Below are 17,285 nucleotides of genomic sequence, written 5' to 3'. Positions count from 1 at the left end.
CGGCCTCACACCGCTGATTTACAGCCACGTCAATCCTTATGGCCGCTTCGACCTCGATCTGAATAGCCGGATCGATTTTGGGCGGCTTGCTGCCTGACCGGGGCCTTTCCGCTCGCACCATTTGGGTACACCCCAGAGTGATAGGGCCGAGTGACACCATTCGTCTGTCACAAAAGGGTGGGTTTGCGCTCAATGTGACGATACACTGCAAGAGCCACCCTAATGTGACGGATTTTGCACTTGGCTCGTATCGGATATGCCCGCGTCAGCACCACGGACCAGGATCTGGATATCCAGATTGGCCGCCTCAAGAATGCAGGTTGCGAAATTATCCGTTCCGAGACCGGATCGGGGGCCTCGCGGAGCGGGCGCACGGAACTGGAAACGATCATGCAGTTTATGCACACCGGCGACGAGCTGGTCGTGCTGCGGCTCGACCGGCTCGGCCGCTCCACGCGCGATGTCCTGAACCTGGTGCATGAGCTTGATGAAAAGGGAGCTTCGCTGCGCATCCTTGAGCCAGAGGTGACGACGGCGGGCGACATGGGGCGAATGGTCATCACCATACTCGGCATGGTCGCCGATATGGAGCTGAAGTTCATCAAGGATCGTCAGCGCGCCGGGATCGAAGCGGCGCGCGCCGAAGGCGTTTACAAAGGCCGGAAGAAGAACGTCGATGACGATGAAATCCGCCGTCGCCTTGCCGCCGGCGCCAGCAAGGCCCGCGTTGCCCGCGACCTGAAGGTCTCACGAATGACCGTCTATCGGGCGCTCGACATTATTCCGTCACAGACCAAACTGCCGGAAAAGCCGCCCACTGCCAGCATCGCCCTGCATCTGATTATCGAGAACTTCAACAAGCGTGGAAGAGGTAGAAAACCCGCTCGGGAGCGGATTGAGGCGATGCTGGAACGCGACTACGCCATGGTAAAAAACGGCAATTGTGATTACAAACTGACCGTCGCCTATGACCCCGATCCGGATGGCATTTCCCTTGATGAGGAAATCCAAAGCCTCCTCTCCGAGATGTTCAACATCGCAGAGAGCTACAATTGCTCCATGGAAGCCGATATCTACGAGGTCGGTGGTCAGCAACGGTCCTGGTAGAATCAATCAAGCGTTCAGTGTTCGTTCTTCAACCTGGCCAAAATCGCAGCTTCGGGCCGACTGGGCCGTGTAGAAGCTGAAGCCATGATCGACGCCATAGCGGGCGTTGATGTCGCCGCCCGATGCGCCGCGCTTCGCGCCCCTGAAGAACTGACCATCGGAACTGGACGTTGTGCCGTCGCCCCATACCCGCGAGAATGGCAGGCGGTGGTGCGCGTTGATGAGAACGGCGAGCGCCGCGCGGTAGCTCTCGTCGCGGATATAGGCGTCATGGGTCCACAGGAGTTGATCGCGCGTGACTCCCTGGCTCGCGGCGGCCATGCGCGACAGGCCGAGATTGGTGGCGTCGGCGAGGATCGTGGCGAGCAGCGCGTTTTCATTGGGACACGGCTCGCCGGTACGCAGGTTGGTGAACGCCGCAAGAAAGCCGGTTTCCTGCGCCACCTCATGCAGTAGCTCGGTGATGCGGATGCGTGGCATCATGGCATCGAGCCGGTCGGCCAGCGCTTCGGCGTCGGGCGTCGCGATCGTGCGAACGGGGGATATCTGGAGGCGGTCGTCGCGATATCGCACACCCTCCAGAGCGTCGCGCTTCAGGCGCTGGGCAAATTTCTTAAGCCGCCAGTCAAGTTCGCGGCCCCGCTGTTCGAGCCATTCGCCGGCTGTGGGTGGCAGACCGAGAGCCGACACGATCGGCTTCGCCTGGGGTTCGCTGAGCAGGTAGCTGTCGAACCGGCGGTATCCTGCCGATCGCTCCACCCAGACATCCCCGGAACGCAGCTTGTTGCGCAGATGCGCGATCGTCGCGATTTCCCAGAGACGCCGGTTGATCTTGCCGTCATCGCCCACGACGATTTTCCGCCATTCCTTGCGGAAGGGCATCGGAGCGTCGGCAGGCAGATCGCGTTTGCCCGACCTGTTGAGGTCGCGCAGCATCTCGATGGCGGCGATCGTTTTTGCACTGCCCTTTCCGGCCCTGAACTGGAGCGCCTCAAGCAGGTCGGGGGCGAACTTGCGCAACGTCGCATAGCGGTCGGCCGCCACCGTCAGCGGATCAAGGTTGGCGGTTTCCGCGATTGTCGCCACTTCTGGCCTCGCCTTCAGGAGGGTGTTCCACCCGACCGATGCGTCCAGGGCCTCCATTGGATCTTCGCCGGTATCGACCGCATCGGTCAATGCGTCGATTGTCCTGCGAAAGATCAGCATCAGCCGCGCCACATTCTTTGACGTGGTGGCATAGCTGCGCGCCTGGGCGTTCTTCGCGCGGGTGAAGATGCTGCCGATCAGCTTGTCCGCCATCTCCAAGGCGTTATCGGTCAGTCGTTCCTCGAGGTCGAGCAGGAACGCAACCAGCGTAGCGCGCCGTCGGGAGGGAATATATCGCTCGATCATATAGGCAGGCGAAGCGCGGCCTTCCCTGACATATTGCCGAAATCGGTCGGCATGGATGCGGCCAGCCACGTCCGGGGAGATGCCGATCTTCCGCACTTGCCGCAGGCGGTCGAGAATCTGGCGGATGTGATCGGGCCTGGCCGCAACGGGAATGGTCTTGAGCGAAGCGAGTTGGCTCATGCCGCCGGCGTCGTCAAAGACCTGGTCGAGGGCGTGGACCTGTTCGGCGCTAAGATCAGCGATCAGGGCGTAGGCAGCCTGCTTGCGGGCACGCGCGCGTCCCGCACTACTGGCGCGTTCGATGGTGGAGATGGACGGCAGTAGAATCCGGGCCTCGCGAAGGGCGGTGACAACGCCGATCGCTATCGTCATCCCCTTGTCGGTCGCCCATGCCGCTTTCGCGGCCGCTTCGATCATGAAGGGAATGTCGGCGCGGGTTGGTCCACGAAGGCCCGCTCGCATCGCCAGCTCGCGGGCATGGTCCGTCATCGTCTGATCCCGCGCTGCATAGTTGGCCAGGTCGGTTACGTGTAGACCAAGTTGTTCCGCGACGAAGGCGGCGAGATCATGGGGTATCGCTCCCTTGTCCTGTATCAACTGCGCCAGTGTGATGCCCGGGTGCCGCAGGAGCGCGAGTTGCAGCGCCACGCCCAACTGGTTCCGTCGCTCCCGTCGCGCGCCGATGATCTCGATATCCGAAGGTTCGAAGGTGTAGAGCCGTGCCAGGCGGTCGCGATCGGTCGGGATGGCGAGGATCTGATCGCGCTCGCGCTCGGTCAGGAGTTGATGCTTGCGCTTCGTCATGCCGGTTCCCGTCCACAAAAGGTCATCTGCGCCTATGGACAACCATGAGTAAAGAGACATAGTATGTGGACGGATGTCGATGGGGCGAAGCGGCTGTCCTCCATAGCGTCCACAGAACGACCGTTGGGGAGACGCACGGCATGGGCGATATTCTGGGCTATGCCCGCGTCAGCACCGGCGATCAGGATGTTTCGGGCCAAACCATGCGACTGGAGAAGGCGGGCGCCATCAAGGTGTTTACCGACGTCATGTCGGGCAAGAGCATGGAGCGGCCCGGTCTGGCCGAACTGATCGCCTATGCGCGTAAGGGTGATACCCTAGCGGTGGTCCGCCTCGATCGGCTCGGGCGCTCGTTGGCCGAATTGCTCGCCACGGTCGAGACGCTACGCGGCCAGGGCATCGCTCTTCTGAGTCTTGAGGAAAAGATCGACACATCGTCGGCCGCCGGCGAACTCATCTTCCATGTGTTCGGGGCCATTGCCCATTTCGAGCGACGGCTGATTTCCGAGCGGACCAGGGACGGCATCGCTGCCGCACGCGCCAAGGGCAAGCAGCCTGGCCGTCAGCCGCTCGACATGTCCAAGGTGGATGCCGCGATCAAACTGGTTGAAGCCCGTATCTCGCCGACCGAAGCGGCGCGGCAACTCGGCATCGGCCGATCGACTATCTATCGCGAAATGCGCCGCCTTGGCGTGGAAAGGCCTGCCTGAATGTCCAGACCGAAATCCGCTCACGATCTTTCCGGATTGATGAAGTACTTGGGCCGTGCGCCCTGGGACGAGATGATGGACGAGATGCTCGTCGCGCATCTTGGCCCGGCCTGCGATGCGATGGATCTTGAGCCTGATGATATATTCGACATCATCGGCGATCATTGGGAGGCGCAGCTGTGGGGCTGTGCTTTCGAAGACTTGCTCACACAGGAACTCGAGCCTGAAGGCCTCAATCTCGTCGATGAGTATCTCAAGCGCCGGGGCTGGAACGAGAAAGCGCCGAACAAGGCTTACATGCGCGCACTGCGCGATACGGTGATGTCGCTCTATGAGGTTAGCGAGGTCGTCCCCGGGCAGTCGATGACCTTGCGGGATCTTCTGCGCGATATTGCGCCGGTCACGGTGCGCGAACATAGCGCAACGCAGACCCTTGTTAACTGGGACAAGATCGCCGCACGGGTCATCGAGGTGAATGGCCGCCATGGGATTTCCGGCGCCTTATTACCGTTCAGCCCGGACGGCGCCGGGCGAGTGATCGAGGCCTTTTCCCAACTTGAAGACGATGGGCCAGGTACTGACCGACTGTCCCCTCCCGAAAGGGAAGGCCTCCTAAAAGCGTCAGGTCCGATTTTCACCAATATCTGGCTGCTTGATTGTCTGGGCAAGGCCATGTCCGGCAGCGTGCCGGAAATGGTCAATGCCGATGGCGATGATCTTGTGTTCCACCGTATCGTGTTCCCCCTGGCGAAGGGCGTGATCGGCAAGAGCGTGGTTCGCAGGCTGAACGCGGCGCAATGGCTGGAACCTGCGAGCGATACGTTCTGGAACTGGCTGGCGCCAGTGACGAAGAACAGGAAACCACGAACGACCAAAGGCGGGCAGGCTTTTGTGACAACCATGGAGGACGGCACACCTGTTTTTGCCAATGTCGAACTGGTGGGTCGCAAACTGATCGTTGAGGTCAATAGCGCCGCCCGCGCGGAGCAAGCGATCACGCATATGCGCGAATGGCTCGGTGATTGCGTGAGCACACCTATGACCGAAATTCGGACTATGGCCCAGTTCATGGCCGATGACGCCGCCCGCGCTCCGCAGGAAGAGCCGCTCGATATCCCGTCTGACGAAAGGGAGCGCATCGTTCATGAGATGCTGACACGCGAATATACCAAAACGCTTGATGAAGCGGTGCCCGCCCTCGGCAACAAGACACCGCGGGCTTTGGCCCGTACAAAGGCAGGCCGGGCGAAAGTTGCCGACTGGCTAAAATATATAGAGAATGGTGCGGCAAAATCCGGGACTGGCGAGCCAATGGCCACCTATGATTTTACGTGGATGTGGCAAGAGCTGGGGCTGATTGACTTCCGCCGTTGACCGCCCTCACATCGCCGTTCTGGTATTGTTCGGGTTTAGCGTTGTCTGGCGTACCATCCACGCGATGCCCTCGATATTGCTTTCTAATCTCTAAGTGACGGCGCAACGATAGCATTATGATATACATATGATAGATAATCGCCCGGATGACGCAGGCCCCTAGCCTGGGTTGAAATTGTTGCTCAAATGAGCTACATCATCGGCCTGACTAGGGAGATTCCAATGGCCGCTACCGCGTTCGTGCGCGCACGCATCGACGAAACATTGAAGGATGAAGCCGCTTCCGTGCTGGCCGAGCTGGGGCTGACGGTTTCCGATGTGGTCCGCATGACGCTCACGCGGGTCGCGAAGGACCATGCCTTGCCGTTCGAGCTGAAGGTGCCCAACGCCGAGACGCGGGCGGCGATCGAGTCATCCCGCGCGACGATGAAGGCGCGGCGCGCTCGCTTCACCGATCCCAAGGAACTGTTTGATGCCCTCGACCAAGAAGCCCGCCAGCAGTAAGCGGGCTTCGTTCCCAAGAGAGGCATCCTACGAAAAGCGGTTCGTCAAGGATTGGGAACGGCTGTCGCGCAGCGGGCGCTACAATATGAAGCAGCTCAAGGAGGCGATGATGATGCTCATCGCCAACGATGCGCCGCTTGGCCCGGAATGGCTGGATCACGCCCTCAAGGGCGATTGGAGCGATCATCGCGAGTGCCATATCGGCGGCGATTTCCTGCTTATCTATACGATCGAAGGGAATTTGGTGAACTTCGTGCGCGCCGGCACCCATTCGGAACTGTTCGAGTAGGACCATGCGCGCCATGAGGGCCATCTTCATCCGGCACGGCGAAAGCACCGGCAACGCCGGCGTGCCGTGTCACGATCTGGCGACGATCGAGCTGACGCAGCGGGGCCACGAACAGGCGCGCGCGGTCGCGGCGAGCTGGGCGCAAGCGCCCGCGCTCATCGTCACCTCGCCCTATACCCGCACCCGGCAAACCGCCGCGCCGGCCATCGCCAGATTCCCCGCCGTGCCGGTGGAGACGTGGCCGATAGAAGAGTTCACCTATCTGCAACCGGCGCGCTGGAACGGCACGCGCAGCGCCGAACGGATGCCGCACCTCGAACGCTATTGGAGCGCAGCCGACCCTGATTATTGCGACGGGGAAGGGGCGGAAAGTTTCCGCGCCTTGCTCCGGCGCTGCGACGCGACGCTGGCCCGCCTCGCCGCCATGCCTGCGGGATCGCTGGTCTATGTGTTCGGGCATGGGCAGTTCATCCAGGCCGCGCGCGCGATCGTCGCCGACCCCCATCTGGATGACCGAGGCAAAATGCGCGCCTTCTGGCGCAAGGGCGAGCCGCCCGCGATCAGCAACGCGGAACGGGTTGAAATTCGCTGGGAAGGGGACCGCTGGGAATGTGCGTCGGCCGTCGCCGCGTGATGGCGGAAAACACCTGAATCCCGACAGGTGGCGGCGCAAATCCTAGAGATTCCGGCCTCTCACACTGTTGCGCCGCCTCTCCATCCCTAACAATGTCCGAAAAACCCTGCCGGATTGCCCGGATGCACGACAACCGGCCGGTGGGGTTTTCCGTCACCCTCAATTTCCCGGCGCGCGCCGAAAATCAAACAAGCGTTGATCGATACTGATCCAGCATCGGCGGCCGGTGCAAGCACTCGGAAAAGCGAAACGGGCGTGTTGTCAGCGGAGCTACCGCCTGCGCCGCATGGTGCCGGGCATTCATCAGGATCACATTGGCCTCCGGCAGCACGGCGGATTGCACAGCGATCAGGAGGGAACGCGCTGAGCCGGCCCATTCGTCCACGAAAACTTTTTTAGCCTGGTCATCCAGACTGTCGGGCACGCGTTCCGGCACCGCGTTCACCAGGGTCCAGCCCAACATATAATCCATATCGGCATCGCCGGATTGAAGATACCGCAAGGCGACAAGAACAGCTAATCCGGCTTCGCTCGCAAAACTGATGATGGGCTGACCGGGTGAGAAGTATCGCCCCCCCAAACTGAAAGCGCCTTTGCCATCAAGGGCCAGATGTTCTTTCTGAGTCAATCGCCAAAGTTTCATGGCTTCACCATGCAAAGCATAGTCTTACGAGGCAACGAAAACCCTCGATTCCCCGCACCAGCTCAAATCAACACCCGCTCTACCTCGTCCAGCGTCACGTCATCGGGCCGCCGGTCGTAGAGCTGGGTCGTGCGGGTCGAACTGTGGTTTGCCATCGTCGCGGCCGTCTCCAACGTGCCGCCGTTCTTCAAATAGGTGGTGATCCCCGTCGCGCGGAAACTGTGGTTGCCGATCGCCGTGCCGATCTCGGCCGCCGCCGCGCGCCGGCGCACCATCGCGAACGCATTGGCTTGGGGCAGGGGGGTGCCGCTTAGTCGCTTGGTCCCGCGCGCGATCGTGCGGAACAGCGGCCCCTTGCGGTCCTCGCGCAAGCCGCATCCGTCGATATAGGCGATCAGATATTCCTCTAGGTTGTGGTGGCACGGCATTTCATGGCGCTTGCCGCCCTTTTCATGCAGCCGAACCCATAGGCGGCGGTTCTGCATGAACACGTCCTCAACCCGCATCGCCAGCGCCGCGCCGATCCGCGCGAAGCTATAGACCATCAACCCGATAAGGGCGCGGTCGCGCAAGCCGGCGTCGGTGGTCACGTCGATCCTGTCGAGCAGGGCGCGCGCCTCGTCGGGAGCGAGAACGGGCGTCTTGCCGCGCCGCTGGCTGTGCGCCGGCCCGCGCACCGACGCAGCGGGATTCACCGGCACGACATGGCCCGTCACCAGCCAGTCGAACAGGTGGCGCACGCCGGCGAGCTGCTGCTTGACGCTGGGCGCGGCCAGCTCGCCCCCTAGCGCCTCGATCCAGGCCGCGACGTGGAGCGGCTGCACCTGGGCGAGCGAGGCGACGCCGCGCACCTCACACCAGGCCAGGAAGTCGCCCGCCGCGCGCATATAGGCGCGGCGCGTGTGCGGGTTGCGGATCGTGACGGCGAAGAACTCAAGGAAGCGCAGCCGCGTGGCGTCGTCGGCCGCCGCGATCAACGCCGGCAGCGCCAGCGCCAGCGAAGATGCGGGCGAGGGCAGGGGGGCGAGCTGGTTCATCGCACGATCTTCTGCCAGCGCGCCGGTTCGGGAAGCGGCTGCGAATAGCGCCGTTGCAGCCTATCGAACACCTCGTCGGCGGGATGGGTGCGGCCTGCCTCCACATCCTCAAAGCTCCGTTCTATCGAAGCATCCAATATCCGGCGTAGCAGCTCGTCGCGCAAATCGCGGTGCGGTTCCATGTCGATGAAGTTCTTGACGATCGCGAACACCGCCTCGGACGGGTCAACGAACATGCCACGCTCGACCCGCTCCAACAGCCAATCGGCCAGCGCCGGGGGTAGATATGCCTCGAAACGCAGGCCGCCCGCGCGTGCCTGCTCGCGCAGCGCCTTGGCCTGGTCGCGCTCGGCGTAGTTGTCGGCCTCGTCGTCGTTCCTGTCGTCCATAGGGCGTTCCTCTCGGCGGTGGATCTTCGGGAGCGTTTAAACGGCTCCATCGGATCGCCGATAGTGTGTGATAAAGGACATTATCATACATAGACCTGGGCGTGAATCCCGCGTGTGTCAGCATCAGGCAATGGCGTCCACGATCGCCCGTTCAACGGGTGAATAATCCCCCGCCGGCCTGTCGAGACAGTTGGTGCCATGCGGAAAGAGTGGAGGCTGGGCATGAAGCGAGGCTTGGTACCCCTAAGCTGATCCTGCCACCGCGCGCGAGCGCGCGTAAGCCCGATGAGTCGAGTTGAATCGGCTGCGCGACGGATCGTGCTGCAAACTAACCTGTTTTGCGGACCGACGCCGCTGAGGAGCGCAGCCTAGCCGATCACCACGCCTTTCCAGTTCCGCCGAGGACGGGGCTTCGAATGCTTCTCCACCACGCGCCGATCCAACAATGGGGTGTCCCTGTGCTCTATCAATCGCTTTAATCGAAGCCGGCCGCGCCACAGGCGGCTTTTGAAGGTGCCCGCCGGAATGGCCAAGCTGGCCGCCGCTTCCTCGATAGATAGCCCTTCGGCGGCTAACAGGATCGCCGCCCGCTGGTCGGGGATCAGCTCGCCAAGCGCCCAATTCACGTCGCGCAAATCCACCGCGGCGCCTTGCCCCCCGGCGACGCCTAGCAGCCGGTCAAACGCATCTTCGGGAAGGTCGGCATGGAAGCGGGCGCGGCGACGCCCCGAAAGAAAGCTGTTCCGCATCACGGTCCGCATCCACGCTCCCAGATTCGTGTCGGGCACGAACGAACGGCGGGCCACCCAGCACCGGAGCATGGTCTCTTGCAACAGATCGTCGGCGTCAGCACCGCCGCTGCCGGTAAGGCGGCGGGCATAGGCACTGAGCGACGCAGCCTGCTCGATCAGCCCAGCCCCAAAGTTGTCATCGAACAAGCCGTCGATGCGCTCCGACTGTTGGGCGAGCGGGCGGAAGCCCGTTCGACGGTGTTTGAATGCGTTCACCGGACGATCGCCAGTCCGACCCGGAGGCGGGTCATGCGGCGGTTATAGTCGAGCAGGTTCTCGCCATATCCCGTGAAGGCTTGGCCGAAGAGATAGAAATTCAGGTTTCCGCCGATCAGTCGATCGATCGGGTAGGATATGTCGGCATCGATCGCGCCTTTGCCAGATCCGAAATTGAGCCGGGTATTGGTCGTGATTCGAAGCCCGTCGTCCTCACCGATCTCTGCAAACAAGCCCGTATTGCCACGGTAGCGCTTGATGTCCGGATTGTCGCTGAGTCTCCCGGCGTAGAGCCAGAGACGAGGACCGACGCTGAGGCGGTAGCTCCCCAAGGCAACCGAGGCCACCGGCTGCACATAGAGCGTGTTAAGGCTTCGGGACCCCGCACCCGATCGCCCGTTGGACTCATGTCGGAAGCCGCCTTGGCCGCCGAGCGAGACGCCGCTCCCGATGCCAATGGTTGGAGCGAGGTAGAACAGCTCGGGCACGAAGTCGATGTTGCGAAAGGGAGACGACTTGGCCCCGAGGTCCCAGAACATGCGCTGGGTGTAGGCGAAGTGGAGTCCCTGCTCCCAGGATTGCCGCCGGTCCGGCGCGGCCGACGGGCCGAATAGCTGATATTTGAAACTGATCTGCAGCCGGGCATCGCTATTCGTGCCGGGACCGTAGGCGGCATAGATCGGCGCATAGGCGGAAAGATTGGACAGGAAGGCATTGCCGGCCGCAACGTCATTGGTCGCGAGGTGTGTCTGCGGGACAGACGTATCCCAACGGGGGGTCGCGGGACCGGCGCCTCCACCCGCCGGCGCCGGCGGCGGAGCGGACACGCTCCCTCCTACCGCAAACGCAAGGCGCTGTGCGCTCCATCCGGGTACGGCCAGCACTGCCTCTCCAGCGGCTGTATGCGGTGGCAGGTGCAGGATGTAACGTGCCCTAGTGAAGCCACCGGCAGGCACACTCACGGCGGCCGGCGTCTGCGGCGCCCGCTCAAGGCTGATATTGCTAGTGCTGCGGTTGACCGTCAGTTCGGCTCCGATCTGCGGCGGCAGGGCCATGGCTTCGGGGGCGGAGCCGCTGTTCAGCAGGCGAAGCTCGACGGAGGCGGCGCCGTAGGCATCCCGGTCTGCAACGGCGCTGATTACAAGCTCAATCTGCGATGCTGTCGTACCCGCTTCCGCGCGGGCCGGTCCCGCCGCCAATCCGAAAGCGATGCACACAGCGCCGCCATATCTAATCATCGGCCGAACCCTGCGCAGCATGACATTCGGGAATTGGCTGTCGTTCCGGTGCTATGGTGGCGAGATCGACGATCGAGAGCTTCATTGGAGCAACCCCTTCGATCTCAACGCACGGGCACCGGGCTGCGCACTTAGAAGGTGTAGGCAACGGACATGAAGCCGCTCGGCTGCCAGCGGCGCTCGTTCAGCGGGCTGTCCGCGGCGTCCCCGAGCAGCCGGGTGACGCCGCCTGTCGCGCCAAGGCTCCAGTGGGAATCGAGGCGATAGCTGGCGGTGATGAGGCCCGACACGTCCTTGAAGCCGCTTTCGGCACGATAGAAGGGCAGGCCCGAGGCGATGGCTTCGCTTGCGTCGATGCCGAAATAGCGATTCATATGCTTGCCGTTCGCCCAGCTCGTGCCGATCGTCGGGATAACCGTCATCCGGTCCGAGACGGGGAGCGCATAAGAGAGGCTGGCATCCGCTACCACGCCCCGGGTGCCGCCTTCCACCGCCTTGGTGGCGCCCACCGTGAAGGACAGATTGTCGAGCTTGAGGTTCGCGAAGAGCCGGCCACCGGCCGTGGTCGAGACGCGCCGGATGCCGTCGGGCACATCACGCCGCCTGTAGCCGCCGACCAGCGCTACGCTCGCACCCGCCGTCAATGGGCCGATCTCGATGACGTTTACGCCGATGCCATTGCGCAGGCTGACGAAGAACTGCCCGAACTGCGCATCGATCACGGGGATCGGCAGGAACCGATAGTCATCGGAGCCCTGATAGTCGGGAACGACGCCGGCGCTGGCGCCGAGCGTCACATGATCGCCGGACTGGGCACTGGCCGCTGCCGGCAATGCCAGCGCCGCCAGCAGCAGAGTTGGCCACGCGAGACGCCCTATACGGCTGGATGACGTCATGCACAGATACTCGCATCGTTTCGGAAAATGGCGCGCCTCGCCCTTGAAAGGGGTAGGCCGGACATCGTGGCGCCATGCCAGGCCGTGCTCGCGGATTTCCTGTCCAGCGGGCGCGGCGCGCCGCTCCCCCGCCGAGAGCTCGAACAGCGCCATCGGCATCGCCAACATCACATCTTGCAGGTCTGGGGTTTCTTGCCCGGCCTGGTGAGTTCTATGGCGGCCCCGTCGCCGGCTACCGTGTGCTTGCCATCGGTGAACGCTTCGCCGGGTACGGGCGCCTTAAGCTGGGATATGGTACCTTCGCTGCGCAGATTGATTGTCACGTCGTCGGAGAGGAAATCGATCGTGACGACGCTATTGTCCTCGCAGCGATAGGGGTGGCTCGCTTTGATCGATGGCGGCAGCGTCACCTGCACATTCTCGACGGTGGTGTTCTCCGCGCCATCCGTGCCGGTGTCCTGTCCGCACCCTGTCAATGTGACCGTGGTGGACGCCAGCAGGACAAGAATAGCGGCCGTCGATATCCTGGGATGATGAAATAGCCTCATATGCGCTGCGCTTCCTCATGACTCTTGAGGTTGGAAAAGCCTGATTCTCGCGCGACAGCGGGCATGATCGCGACTAGGTGCCGCAGCGCACCGCAATTGATGATGCGGCGATTCATTCTTCACGCCTGCCGCCTTGACGCTTGCGCCGTGCGGCATCAGGCCGATTGCGGCCAGTGCCTTGCTCCGTTGCCCGATCGACAGGGGATAAGCACGTTGAATCGGGCCCGGCTATACTGGTCGAGCCGATGGCTCGGCGCAGATGCAGGATCGGTCTGTGACGGTCCGGTCCGGTCGTATCATGGCTCATTCGAGGTTCCTTCCGCCGCTCGGCCGAAAGCCAGGCGATCGCATCGCAGGAGACGGACAAGGGTCGCGCGGGTCCGATCTGAAAGGGGTCCTGCCAGCCAACGCCTGTGACCCAGGGAGACACGCCACGCGGCTTCGGGATAATCGGCTGGCAGGACGGCAGGCAAAGCCATACCGGAGGGGGGATCCGGTGAACGCATGCCCGCCAACCGGTAAGGGCTGACAAGACAGCGGCAAGCGTTGGAGACAGAGAGGACGTCCCCTCACGCTCGCGCGACTGGCAAAAGGGCGCGCACGATCTCTTGGGATCGAGAAGCATATCGTGATTGATCGGCTTCCCTCCACGTACATTATCCTTTCCAGTGGAGTGAGCGCTCACTCCCATTAAGGGAGTAACCCTCCTGCGTCACCTCGTCAACCAAGGAGCGAAATGTTCTTTGAGGTTGGAGCGGCCTTTTCCCAATTCCGAGCGCGTCGCGTGAGTTTTTCGTCCTCTGATTTCGGCCAGTAAATATTCGTGGCGGCGGCCGGCGCATACCGGGTTTCCACCCTGGTGGTTATCGCATGACCAACGCTAGAGCTTATCACCAGGCCGCCGGCGCGCGCCTCCGATCATGAGCGAAGGGAGGCTGACGCGCGCGCGCAAGAGGCGTTTCGCACGCCGGTTCAGCGATTCGCGTTCAGGAGGCGGGGCGATGCTTGCCCGATCAGCCTCACGCCGTATCGGATCCTCAGGCTCGGACGTCTCGCCTGCAGGGTATTCCTGGGTGTCAGCGCGGCCGGCCAGCGCGACGATCACGCGGAGTTCCACGGTCCGTGCGTCATGCACCACCATCAATGGTTCGCCCGAATCGCGGTGGATCAAGGCGCCTCGGCCGACAGGCTCGACATATGCGATCTCGTCGGCCCGAAGCCAAATACGGGTTCCGTCCTGGAGCGTGACGGGAATGAGGAGATCGGCCGGCTGAGTGTTCATCGTTCCATCACACGTGGCCACGCCGGAAAGCAGCGCCATGTTGAGCGGGTGCAGGTGATTGGATGTCCGATGAGTAGAACTCTGGCCCGGGCAGAACGGCTGGTATCATCCGGCCGCTGGCAACCCCTATCGCTGGCGGTATCCCGGCCGGGCCACATTTGCAGCGCATAACATAGCGATATGACGCCGCGCGACCTCGCGATAGGGTCGCAGGCGGTCCCCGACCCCGCCATCGAAGAGGCACGAATCCCCGTCAGCGACCAGTCACTCCGGCGGTCGCGAAGTCGCCAGTTTCTGGCCAGACGGGCTGCCAAGGAAGGCGGTGGTTGGCCGCTGCACGCTAAGAGCCTTTGCAAGTAGGTCACCGGGCCGACCATCTCAAATCCCGGTTAGCAGTGCCCCGCGGCCACCGGATGCACGCGCCCGTCCTTTTATAGGCGGCTGCCGCATCCGTGCCCCGGATTTCATCGGGAGATCAGCAACGGAAGGTGAGCGCCGGACAGCAAGGACCGGGTAACGCCGCCAAAGAGGATTTCGGCGGTGCGCGGATGGCTATACGCCCCAATCACCACCAGATCGGCATTGCGCGTGGCCGCCTCGCCAAGAATGACTTCCGCGACTGGCGCCCCCCCGGAGGAGATGTTCGCGATATCGACATGCGCACCGTGCCTGGAAAGGTGCTCAAGAAGGTTGGAGCCGGGTTCAGGACCGAAATGATCGGGATGTCGGTCGCTGTCGACGGTCAGGATCGTCACACGGCCAGCCGCGTTGATGAAAGGCATCGCATCATTGACCGCCCGCCGCGCCTCGCGGCTGCGATTCCATGCGATCAGCACATTCTCGCCGATCGTCTCCCCCTGCCACCCATTGGGGACCAGCAACACCGGAATGCCGGTGGTTAGCAGCAGTCGCTCGGCCGACCAGCCTGCCGGAAGGTCTGCCGGTTTGGGATGTGCCGCGACAATGAGATCGCAATGCAGCGCTCGTAAAATGCCGTCGTCGCCAAGAGCATTTCTCCACACGATGCGAAATTCCGAGCCGATTTGATGCTCGCGGACCAGGTCGCCAAAGTGGCGGGCGGCAGCGAGCACCTTCTCTTCATCTACATGACGTTGCCGCGCCATGACCTCTCCCATCGCCCTCGAGCCTCTCGCATGGGTTTCGGCCGGGTGCAGACTTTCGTGGGACACGCCATAGACGCCTACCAGATGCGCTTTATGGCGTTGCGCGAGCATAGCCGCATGACGACCTATATGTTCGCCCACCGGCGTGGCATCGAGGAAAACCGCGATATCTCTCCAGACCGGCATCAAGGGTTACGGCCCTCCGGTTCACGGTTGTCCTCGATCAGGACAGCGGCATGCTGACTGATTTGCAGACCAAAGCAGCGCAGCGTTTCAAGATATGGATCGGCAAGCGGCAGCGGGCTTGATAGAGCAGTCCATCGGCGACAGCTCTGATAGAGTCGCGCTGCCCAAGTTGATCCGGGCCGGAGCGGCGCATGGCCGGCGGCCGCATCTTTCATGCCGATCCAGATCGCGCTCCGTTCCAACCAAGTGAGCGAAGCACCGTCATACCCCTCCGCGACACATAATTGCGTTGGCCAAGTTATGTGCTGATGGCATTCGACGAGGCGAGCTACTCCTGCTGCACTACATCCCGGCTGCCCATCGGGCCGGATGTCCTTTGATACAGCGATTGCAGAAATCCCGCCAGCCGATCGCAGCGCTCCTGGGAGCTCGGGCGCGTTTCGGGAGCTATTGACTGGCGGGTCGGCAGACGGGAACCGAGCGCAGGGTTCGCCGGGCTCTCCGCCTCCCAAGGGGGGACCGGTGTAGAAGCGGTCCGGAGCGGCTTCGTGCCGCGCATCCGGATTGGAGAATGGCAGAAGAAGGCCTTTCTCCAATGCGCGATCCTCTCTCATCCATATCGGAATGAGCCCTCACTCCGTTTGTGGTGGGCTAGGCTCTATTGGAACGCCAGTCAAGACTGTCTCACCGCAATCCGCCGCCGAGCGCCCGATAGAGCTCGACGGCGTTGGTTTCCCGGACAAGGCGCGTGGCCAGCAGGCTCCGCTCCGCGCCGTAGAGCGTTCGCTGCGAATCGAGTGTGGCCAGGAACGGGTCGATCCCGGCCCGGAAGCGCGCTTCGGATAGCTGGTATGCTCCGGCCGCAGCATCGCGCAGCGACGCCTGCGCTTCCAGTTGGGCGGTGATGGTCCCGCGGCGCGCCAGCGCATCGGCAACCTCGCGAAAGCCGCTCTGGATCGTCCGTTCATATTGCGCAATCATCGCGTCGCGTGTCGCTTGGGCGTAGCGCAGATTGCCGCGATTGCGCCCGGAATCGAAGATCGGCAGCGAGGCGGCGGGCGTGACCGACCAGAAGTCACTGCCGTTGCCGAACAGGTTGGACAGCCCGGAGCTGAGCGTTCCGAACGCGGCCGTGAGCGAGATCCTCGGAAAGAAGGCGGCGCGCGCCGCCCCGATATCGGCGTTGGCGGCGCGCAGACGGTGCTCGGCTGCGGCGATATCGGGGCGCTGCAGCAGCACGGACGAAGGCAGGTTCGCCGGAAGCTGCGCGAGCGTCACCCCATCGCCGTTCAGCCGTTCCGGTAGCAGGTCCGTGGCGATCGTCGTTCCGGCAAGCAGATTGAGCGCGTTCCGGTCCTGCGCCACGAGCGTCGTCGTCTCGGCGATGTCGGAACGCGCCTGATCGTAGCTCGTCTGCGCCTGCCGGACATCGAGTTCCGAAGCGATGCCCTTGGTGAACCGCGCCCGTGTGAGGTCGAGCGTCTGCCCGAATGCCTTTTCGGTATCGCGCGCGATCCGCAGCCGGTCCTGGTCCGCCGCAAGCACAAGCCAGGTGGTCGCGACTTCGGCGATCAGCGCTGTCTGTGCCGCATTCCGGTTCTCGGCTGAGGCGAAATACTGCTCCAGCGCCGCCTTGTCGAGGTTGCGGATCCGGCCGAACAGGTCGATCTCCCAGGCCGAGACCCCGGCACTGGCGGAATAGATGTCGGCCCTTCCGCTTGCGGAAGCCCCCCCGCCATCCGGACCGCCGCCCGGATTGACGACCCCGGCGGGCGTCTTCTGGTAAGTGGCGCTCGCGTCGACTCCGAGCGTCGGGAACAAGTCGGCGCGCTGGACCCGGTAAAGCGCGCGCGCCTGTTCGACATTGGCCAGTGCCACCCTGAGATCGCGATTGTTATCGAGCGCGAGCGCGACGACGGCGCGCAGACGTTGATCGGCGAAGAAGTTGCGCCAGACGAGATCGGCCGGCTGCCCCCCCCCAGCCGCGTCCGTCGTCTCGGCGGGCTGCGCGGGCAACGCCTGGGGGACGGGCATCGCCGGACGGATATATTTCGGGGCCATGTCGCATCCCGTCAGGGCGATCCCCGCCGCGATGACAAGACCAAACGCGCGACCGGTCAT

16 protein-coding genes and 1 pseudogene are annotated in these 17,285 nt (G+C 63.0%); 6 read left to right on the top strand and 11 right to left on the bottom strand.

Annotation, left to right across the window (positions count from 1 at the left end):
- The first annotated feature begins 240 nt into the window (after window positions 1–240).
- Window positions 241–1,107 (top strand): recombinase family protein, encoded by an 867-nt coding sequence (locus tag WP12_RS12510; RefSeq protein ID WP_006953933.1) that lies wholly within the window; start codon window positions 241–243, stop codon window positions 1,105–1,107.
- Between the two features lie 66 nt (window positions 1,108–1,173).
- On the opposite strand, the pseudogene WP12_RS12505 reads toward WP12_RS12510, so the two are convergent.
- Window positions 1,174–3,303: pseudogene (locus WP12_RS12505) on the bottom strand (Tn3 family transposase); the annotation flags it as partial.
- Window positions 3,304–3,443: 140 nt separating this feature from the next.
- Between WP12_RS12505 and WP12_RS12500 the strand changes: the two are divergent.
- From WP12_RS12500 to WP12_RS12480, 5 genes are all read left to right on the top strand, one after another.
- Window positions 3,444–4,013, top strand: coding sequence for a recombinase family protein (locus WP12_RS12500; RefSeq protein WP_017501669.1), 570 nt, complete (start codon window positions 3,444–3,446; stop codon window positions 4,011–4,013).
- Window positions 4,014–5,387, top strand: a complete 1,374-nt coding sequence (locus tag WP12_RS12495) for a hypothetical protein (protein WP_046194048.1) — start codon at window positions 4,014–4,016, stop codon at window positions 5,385–5,387. It abuts the gene before it with no gap.
- A gap of 222 nt (window positions 5,388–5,609) precedes the next feature.
- Complete coding sequence (locus WP12_RS12490) at window positions 5,610–5,891, top strand: type II toxin-antitoxin system RelB/DinJ family antitoxin (protein WP_046194047.1); 282 nt, start codon at window positions 5,610–5,612, stop codon at window positions 5,889–5,891.
- Window positions 5,860–6,180, top strand: coding sequence for a type II toxin-antitoxin system YafQ family toxin (locus WP12_RS12485; RefSeq protein WP_046194046.1), 321 nt, complete (start codon window positions 5,860–5,862; stop codon window positions 6,178–6,180). Before WP12_RS12490 ends, WP12_RS12485 begins: the two co-directional genes overlap by 32 nt.
- A gap of 13 nt (window positions 6,181–6,193) precedes the next feature.
- Window positions 6,194–6,814: a histidine phosphatase family protein gene (locus tag WP12_RS12480; RefSeq protein WP_046194055.1), complete on the top strand. Its 621-nt coding sequence runs from the start codon at window positions 6,194–6,196 to the stop codon at window positions 6,812–6,814.
- 184 nt (window positions 6,815–6,998) lie between these two features.
- Here WP12_RS12480 and WP12_RS24835 read toward each other — a convergent pair whose 3' ends face one another.
- The 10 genes from WP12_RS24835 to WP12_RS12425 form a co-directional block, all read right to left on the bottom strand.
- Entirely contained in the window at window positions 6,999–7,457 is a 459-nt protein-coding gene (locus WP12_RS24835; RefSeq protein ID WP_152663977.1) for an RES family NAD+ phosphorylase, read from the bottom strand.
- Window positions 7,458–7,519: 62 nt separating this feature from the next.
- Window positions 7,520–8,494: a tyrosine-type recombinase/integrase gene (locus WP12_RS12470; protein WP_046194044.1), complete on the bottom strand. Its 975-nt coding sequence runs from the start codon at window positions 8,492–8,494 to the stop codon at window positions 7,520–7,522.
- On the bottom strand, window positions 8,491–8,883 hold the full coding sequence (locus tag WP12_RS12465) for a hypothetical protein (RefSeq protein ID WP_046194043.1): 393 nt from the start codon (window positions 8,881–8,883) through the stop codon (window positions 8,491–8,493). Before WP12_RS12465 ends, WP12_RS12470 begins: the two co-directional genes overlap by 4 nt.
- A gap of 368 nt (window positions 8,884–9,251) precedes the next feature.
- Window positions 9,252–9,890 carry an RNA polymerase sigma factor gene (locus tag WP12_RS12460; RefSeq protein ID WP_052730364.1) on the bottom strand — a complete coding sequence of 213 codons (639 nt, stop codon included), beginning with the start codon at window positions 9,888–9,890 and terminating at the stop codon, window positions 9,252–9,254.
- Window positions 9,887–11,128, bottom strand: coding sequence for a phospholipase A (locus WP12_RS12455; RefSeq protein WP_052730366.1), 1,242 nt, complete (start codon window positions 11,126–11,128; stop codon window positions 9,887–9,889). The genes WP12_RS12460 and WP12_RS12455 overlap by 4 nt, the downstream gene beginning before the upstream one ends.
- A 131-nt stretch (window positions 11,129–11,259) precedes the next feature.
- On the bottom strand, window positions 11,260–12,177 hold the full coding sequence (locus WP12_RS12450; RefSeq protein WP_235399119.1) for a MipA/OmpV family protein: 918 nt from the start codon (window positions 12,175–12,177) through the stop codon (window positions 11,260–11,262).
- A 14-nt stretch (window positions 12,178–12,191) separates the two neighbouring features.
- The gene (locus WP12_RS23465) at window positions 12,192–12,572 is read right to left on the bottom strand and encodes a hypothetical protein (RefSeq protein WP_052730363.1); all 381 of its coding nucleotides are present in this window, start codon (window positions 12,570–12,572) and stop codon (window positions 12,192–12,194) included.
- Between the two features lie 880 nt (window positions 12,573–13,452).
- Window positions 13,453–13,893: a hypothetical protein gene (locus WP12_RS12440; protein ID WP_046194042.1), complete on the bottom strand. Its 441-nt coding sequence runs from the start codon at window positions 13,891–13,893 to the stop codon at window positions 13,453–13,455.
- A gap of 425 nt (window positions 13,894–14,318) precedes the next feature.
- On the bottom strand, window positions 14,319–15,089 hold the full coding sequence (locus tag WP12_RS12435) for a universal stress protein (protein WP_160299221.1): 771 nt from the start codon (window positions 15,087–15,089) through the stop codon (window positions 14,319–14,321).
- A gap of 759 nt (window positions 15,090–15,848) precedes the next feature.
- Entirely contained in the window at window positions 15,849–17,285 is a 1,437-nt protein-coding gene (locus tag WP12_RS12425; RefSeq protein ID WP_046194039.1) for an efflux transporter outer membrane subunit, read from the bottom strand.

The sequence above is a fragment of the Sphingomonas sp. SRS2 genome, assembly GCF_000971055.1.
In the GTDB taxonomy this organism is placed as follows: domain Bacteria; phylum Pseudomonadota; class Alphaproteobacteria; order Sphingomonadales; family Sphingomonadaceae; genus Rhizorhabdus.
The sequence above is the reverse complement of the archived record's forward strand: the minus strand, read 5'-3'. Positions and strand labels throughout refer to the sequence as shown.

Excerpts from the sequence above, each read along its gene's own strand:
- WP12_RS12485 (WP_046194046.1), top strand. The coding sequence starts at position 5,860 with ATGCCCTCGACCAAGAAGCCCGCCAGCAGTAAGCGGGCTTCGTTCCCA.
- WP12_RS12455 (WP_052730366.1), bottom strand. The coding sequence starts at position 11,128 with ATGATTAGATATGGCGGCGCTGTGTGCATCGCTTTCGGATTGGCGGCG.
- WP12_RS12435 (WP_160299221.1), bottom strand. The coding sequence starts at position 15,089 with ATGCTCGCGCAACGCCATAAAGCGCATCTGGTAGGCGTCTATGGCGTG.
- WP12_RS23465 (WP_052730363.1), bottom strand. The coding sequence starts at position 12,572 with ATGAGGCTATTTCATCATCCCAGGATATCGACGGCCGCTATTCTTGTC.
- WP12_RS12480 (WP_046194055.1), top strand. The coding sequence starts at position 6,194 with ATGAGGGCCATCTTCATCCGGCACGGCGAAAGCACCGGCAACGCCGGC.
- WP12_RS12450 (WP_235399119.1), bottom strand. The coding sequence starts at position 12,177 with ATGGCGCTGTTCGAGCTCTCGGCGGGGGAGCGGCGCGCCGCGCCCGCT.
- WP12_RS12465 (WP_046194043.1), bottom strand. The coding sequence starts at position 8,883 with ATGGACGACAGGAACGACGACGAGGCCGACAACTACGCCGAGCGCGAC.
- WP12_RS12440 (WP_046194042.1), bottom strand. The coding sequence starts at position 13,893 with ATGGCGCTGCTTTCCGGCGTGGCCACGTGTGATGGAACGATGAACACT.
- WP12_RS12425 (WP_046194039.1), bottom strand. The coding sequence starts at position 17,285 with ATGACCGGTCGCGCGTTTGGTCTTGTCATCGCGGCGGGGATCGCCCTG.
- WP12_RS24835 (WP_152663977.1), bottom strand. The coding sequence starts at position 7,457 with ATGAAACTTTGGCGATTGACTCAGAAAGAACATCTGGCCCTTGATGGC.
- WP12_RS12495 (WP_046194048.1), top strand. The coding sequence starts at position 4,014 with ATGTCCAGACCGAAATCCGCTCACGATCTTTCCGGATTGATGAAGTAC.
- WP12_RS12470 (WP_046194044.1), bottom strand. The coding sequence starts at position 8,494 with ATGAACCAGCTCGCCCCCCTGCCCTCGCCCGCATCTTCGCTGGCGCTG.
- WP12_RS12500 (WP_017501669.1), top strand. The coding sequence starts at position 3,444 with ATGGGCGATATTCTGGGCTATGCCCGCGTCAGCACCGGCGATCAGGAT.
- WP12_RS12490 (WP_046194047.1), top strand. The coding sequence starts at position 5,610 with ATGGCCGCTACCGCGTTCGTGCGCGCACGCATCGACGAAACATTGAAG.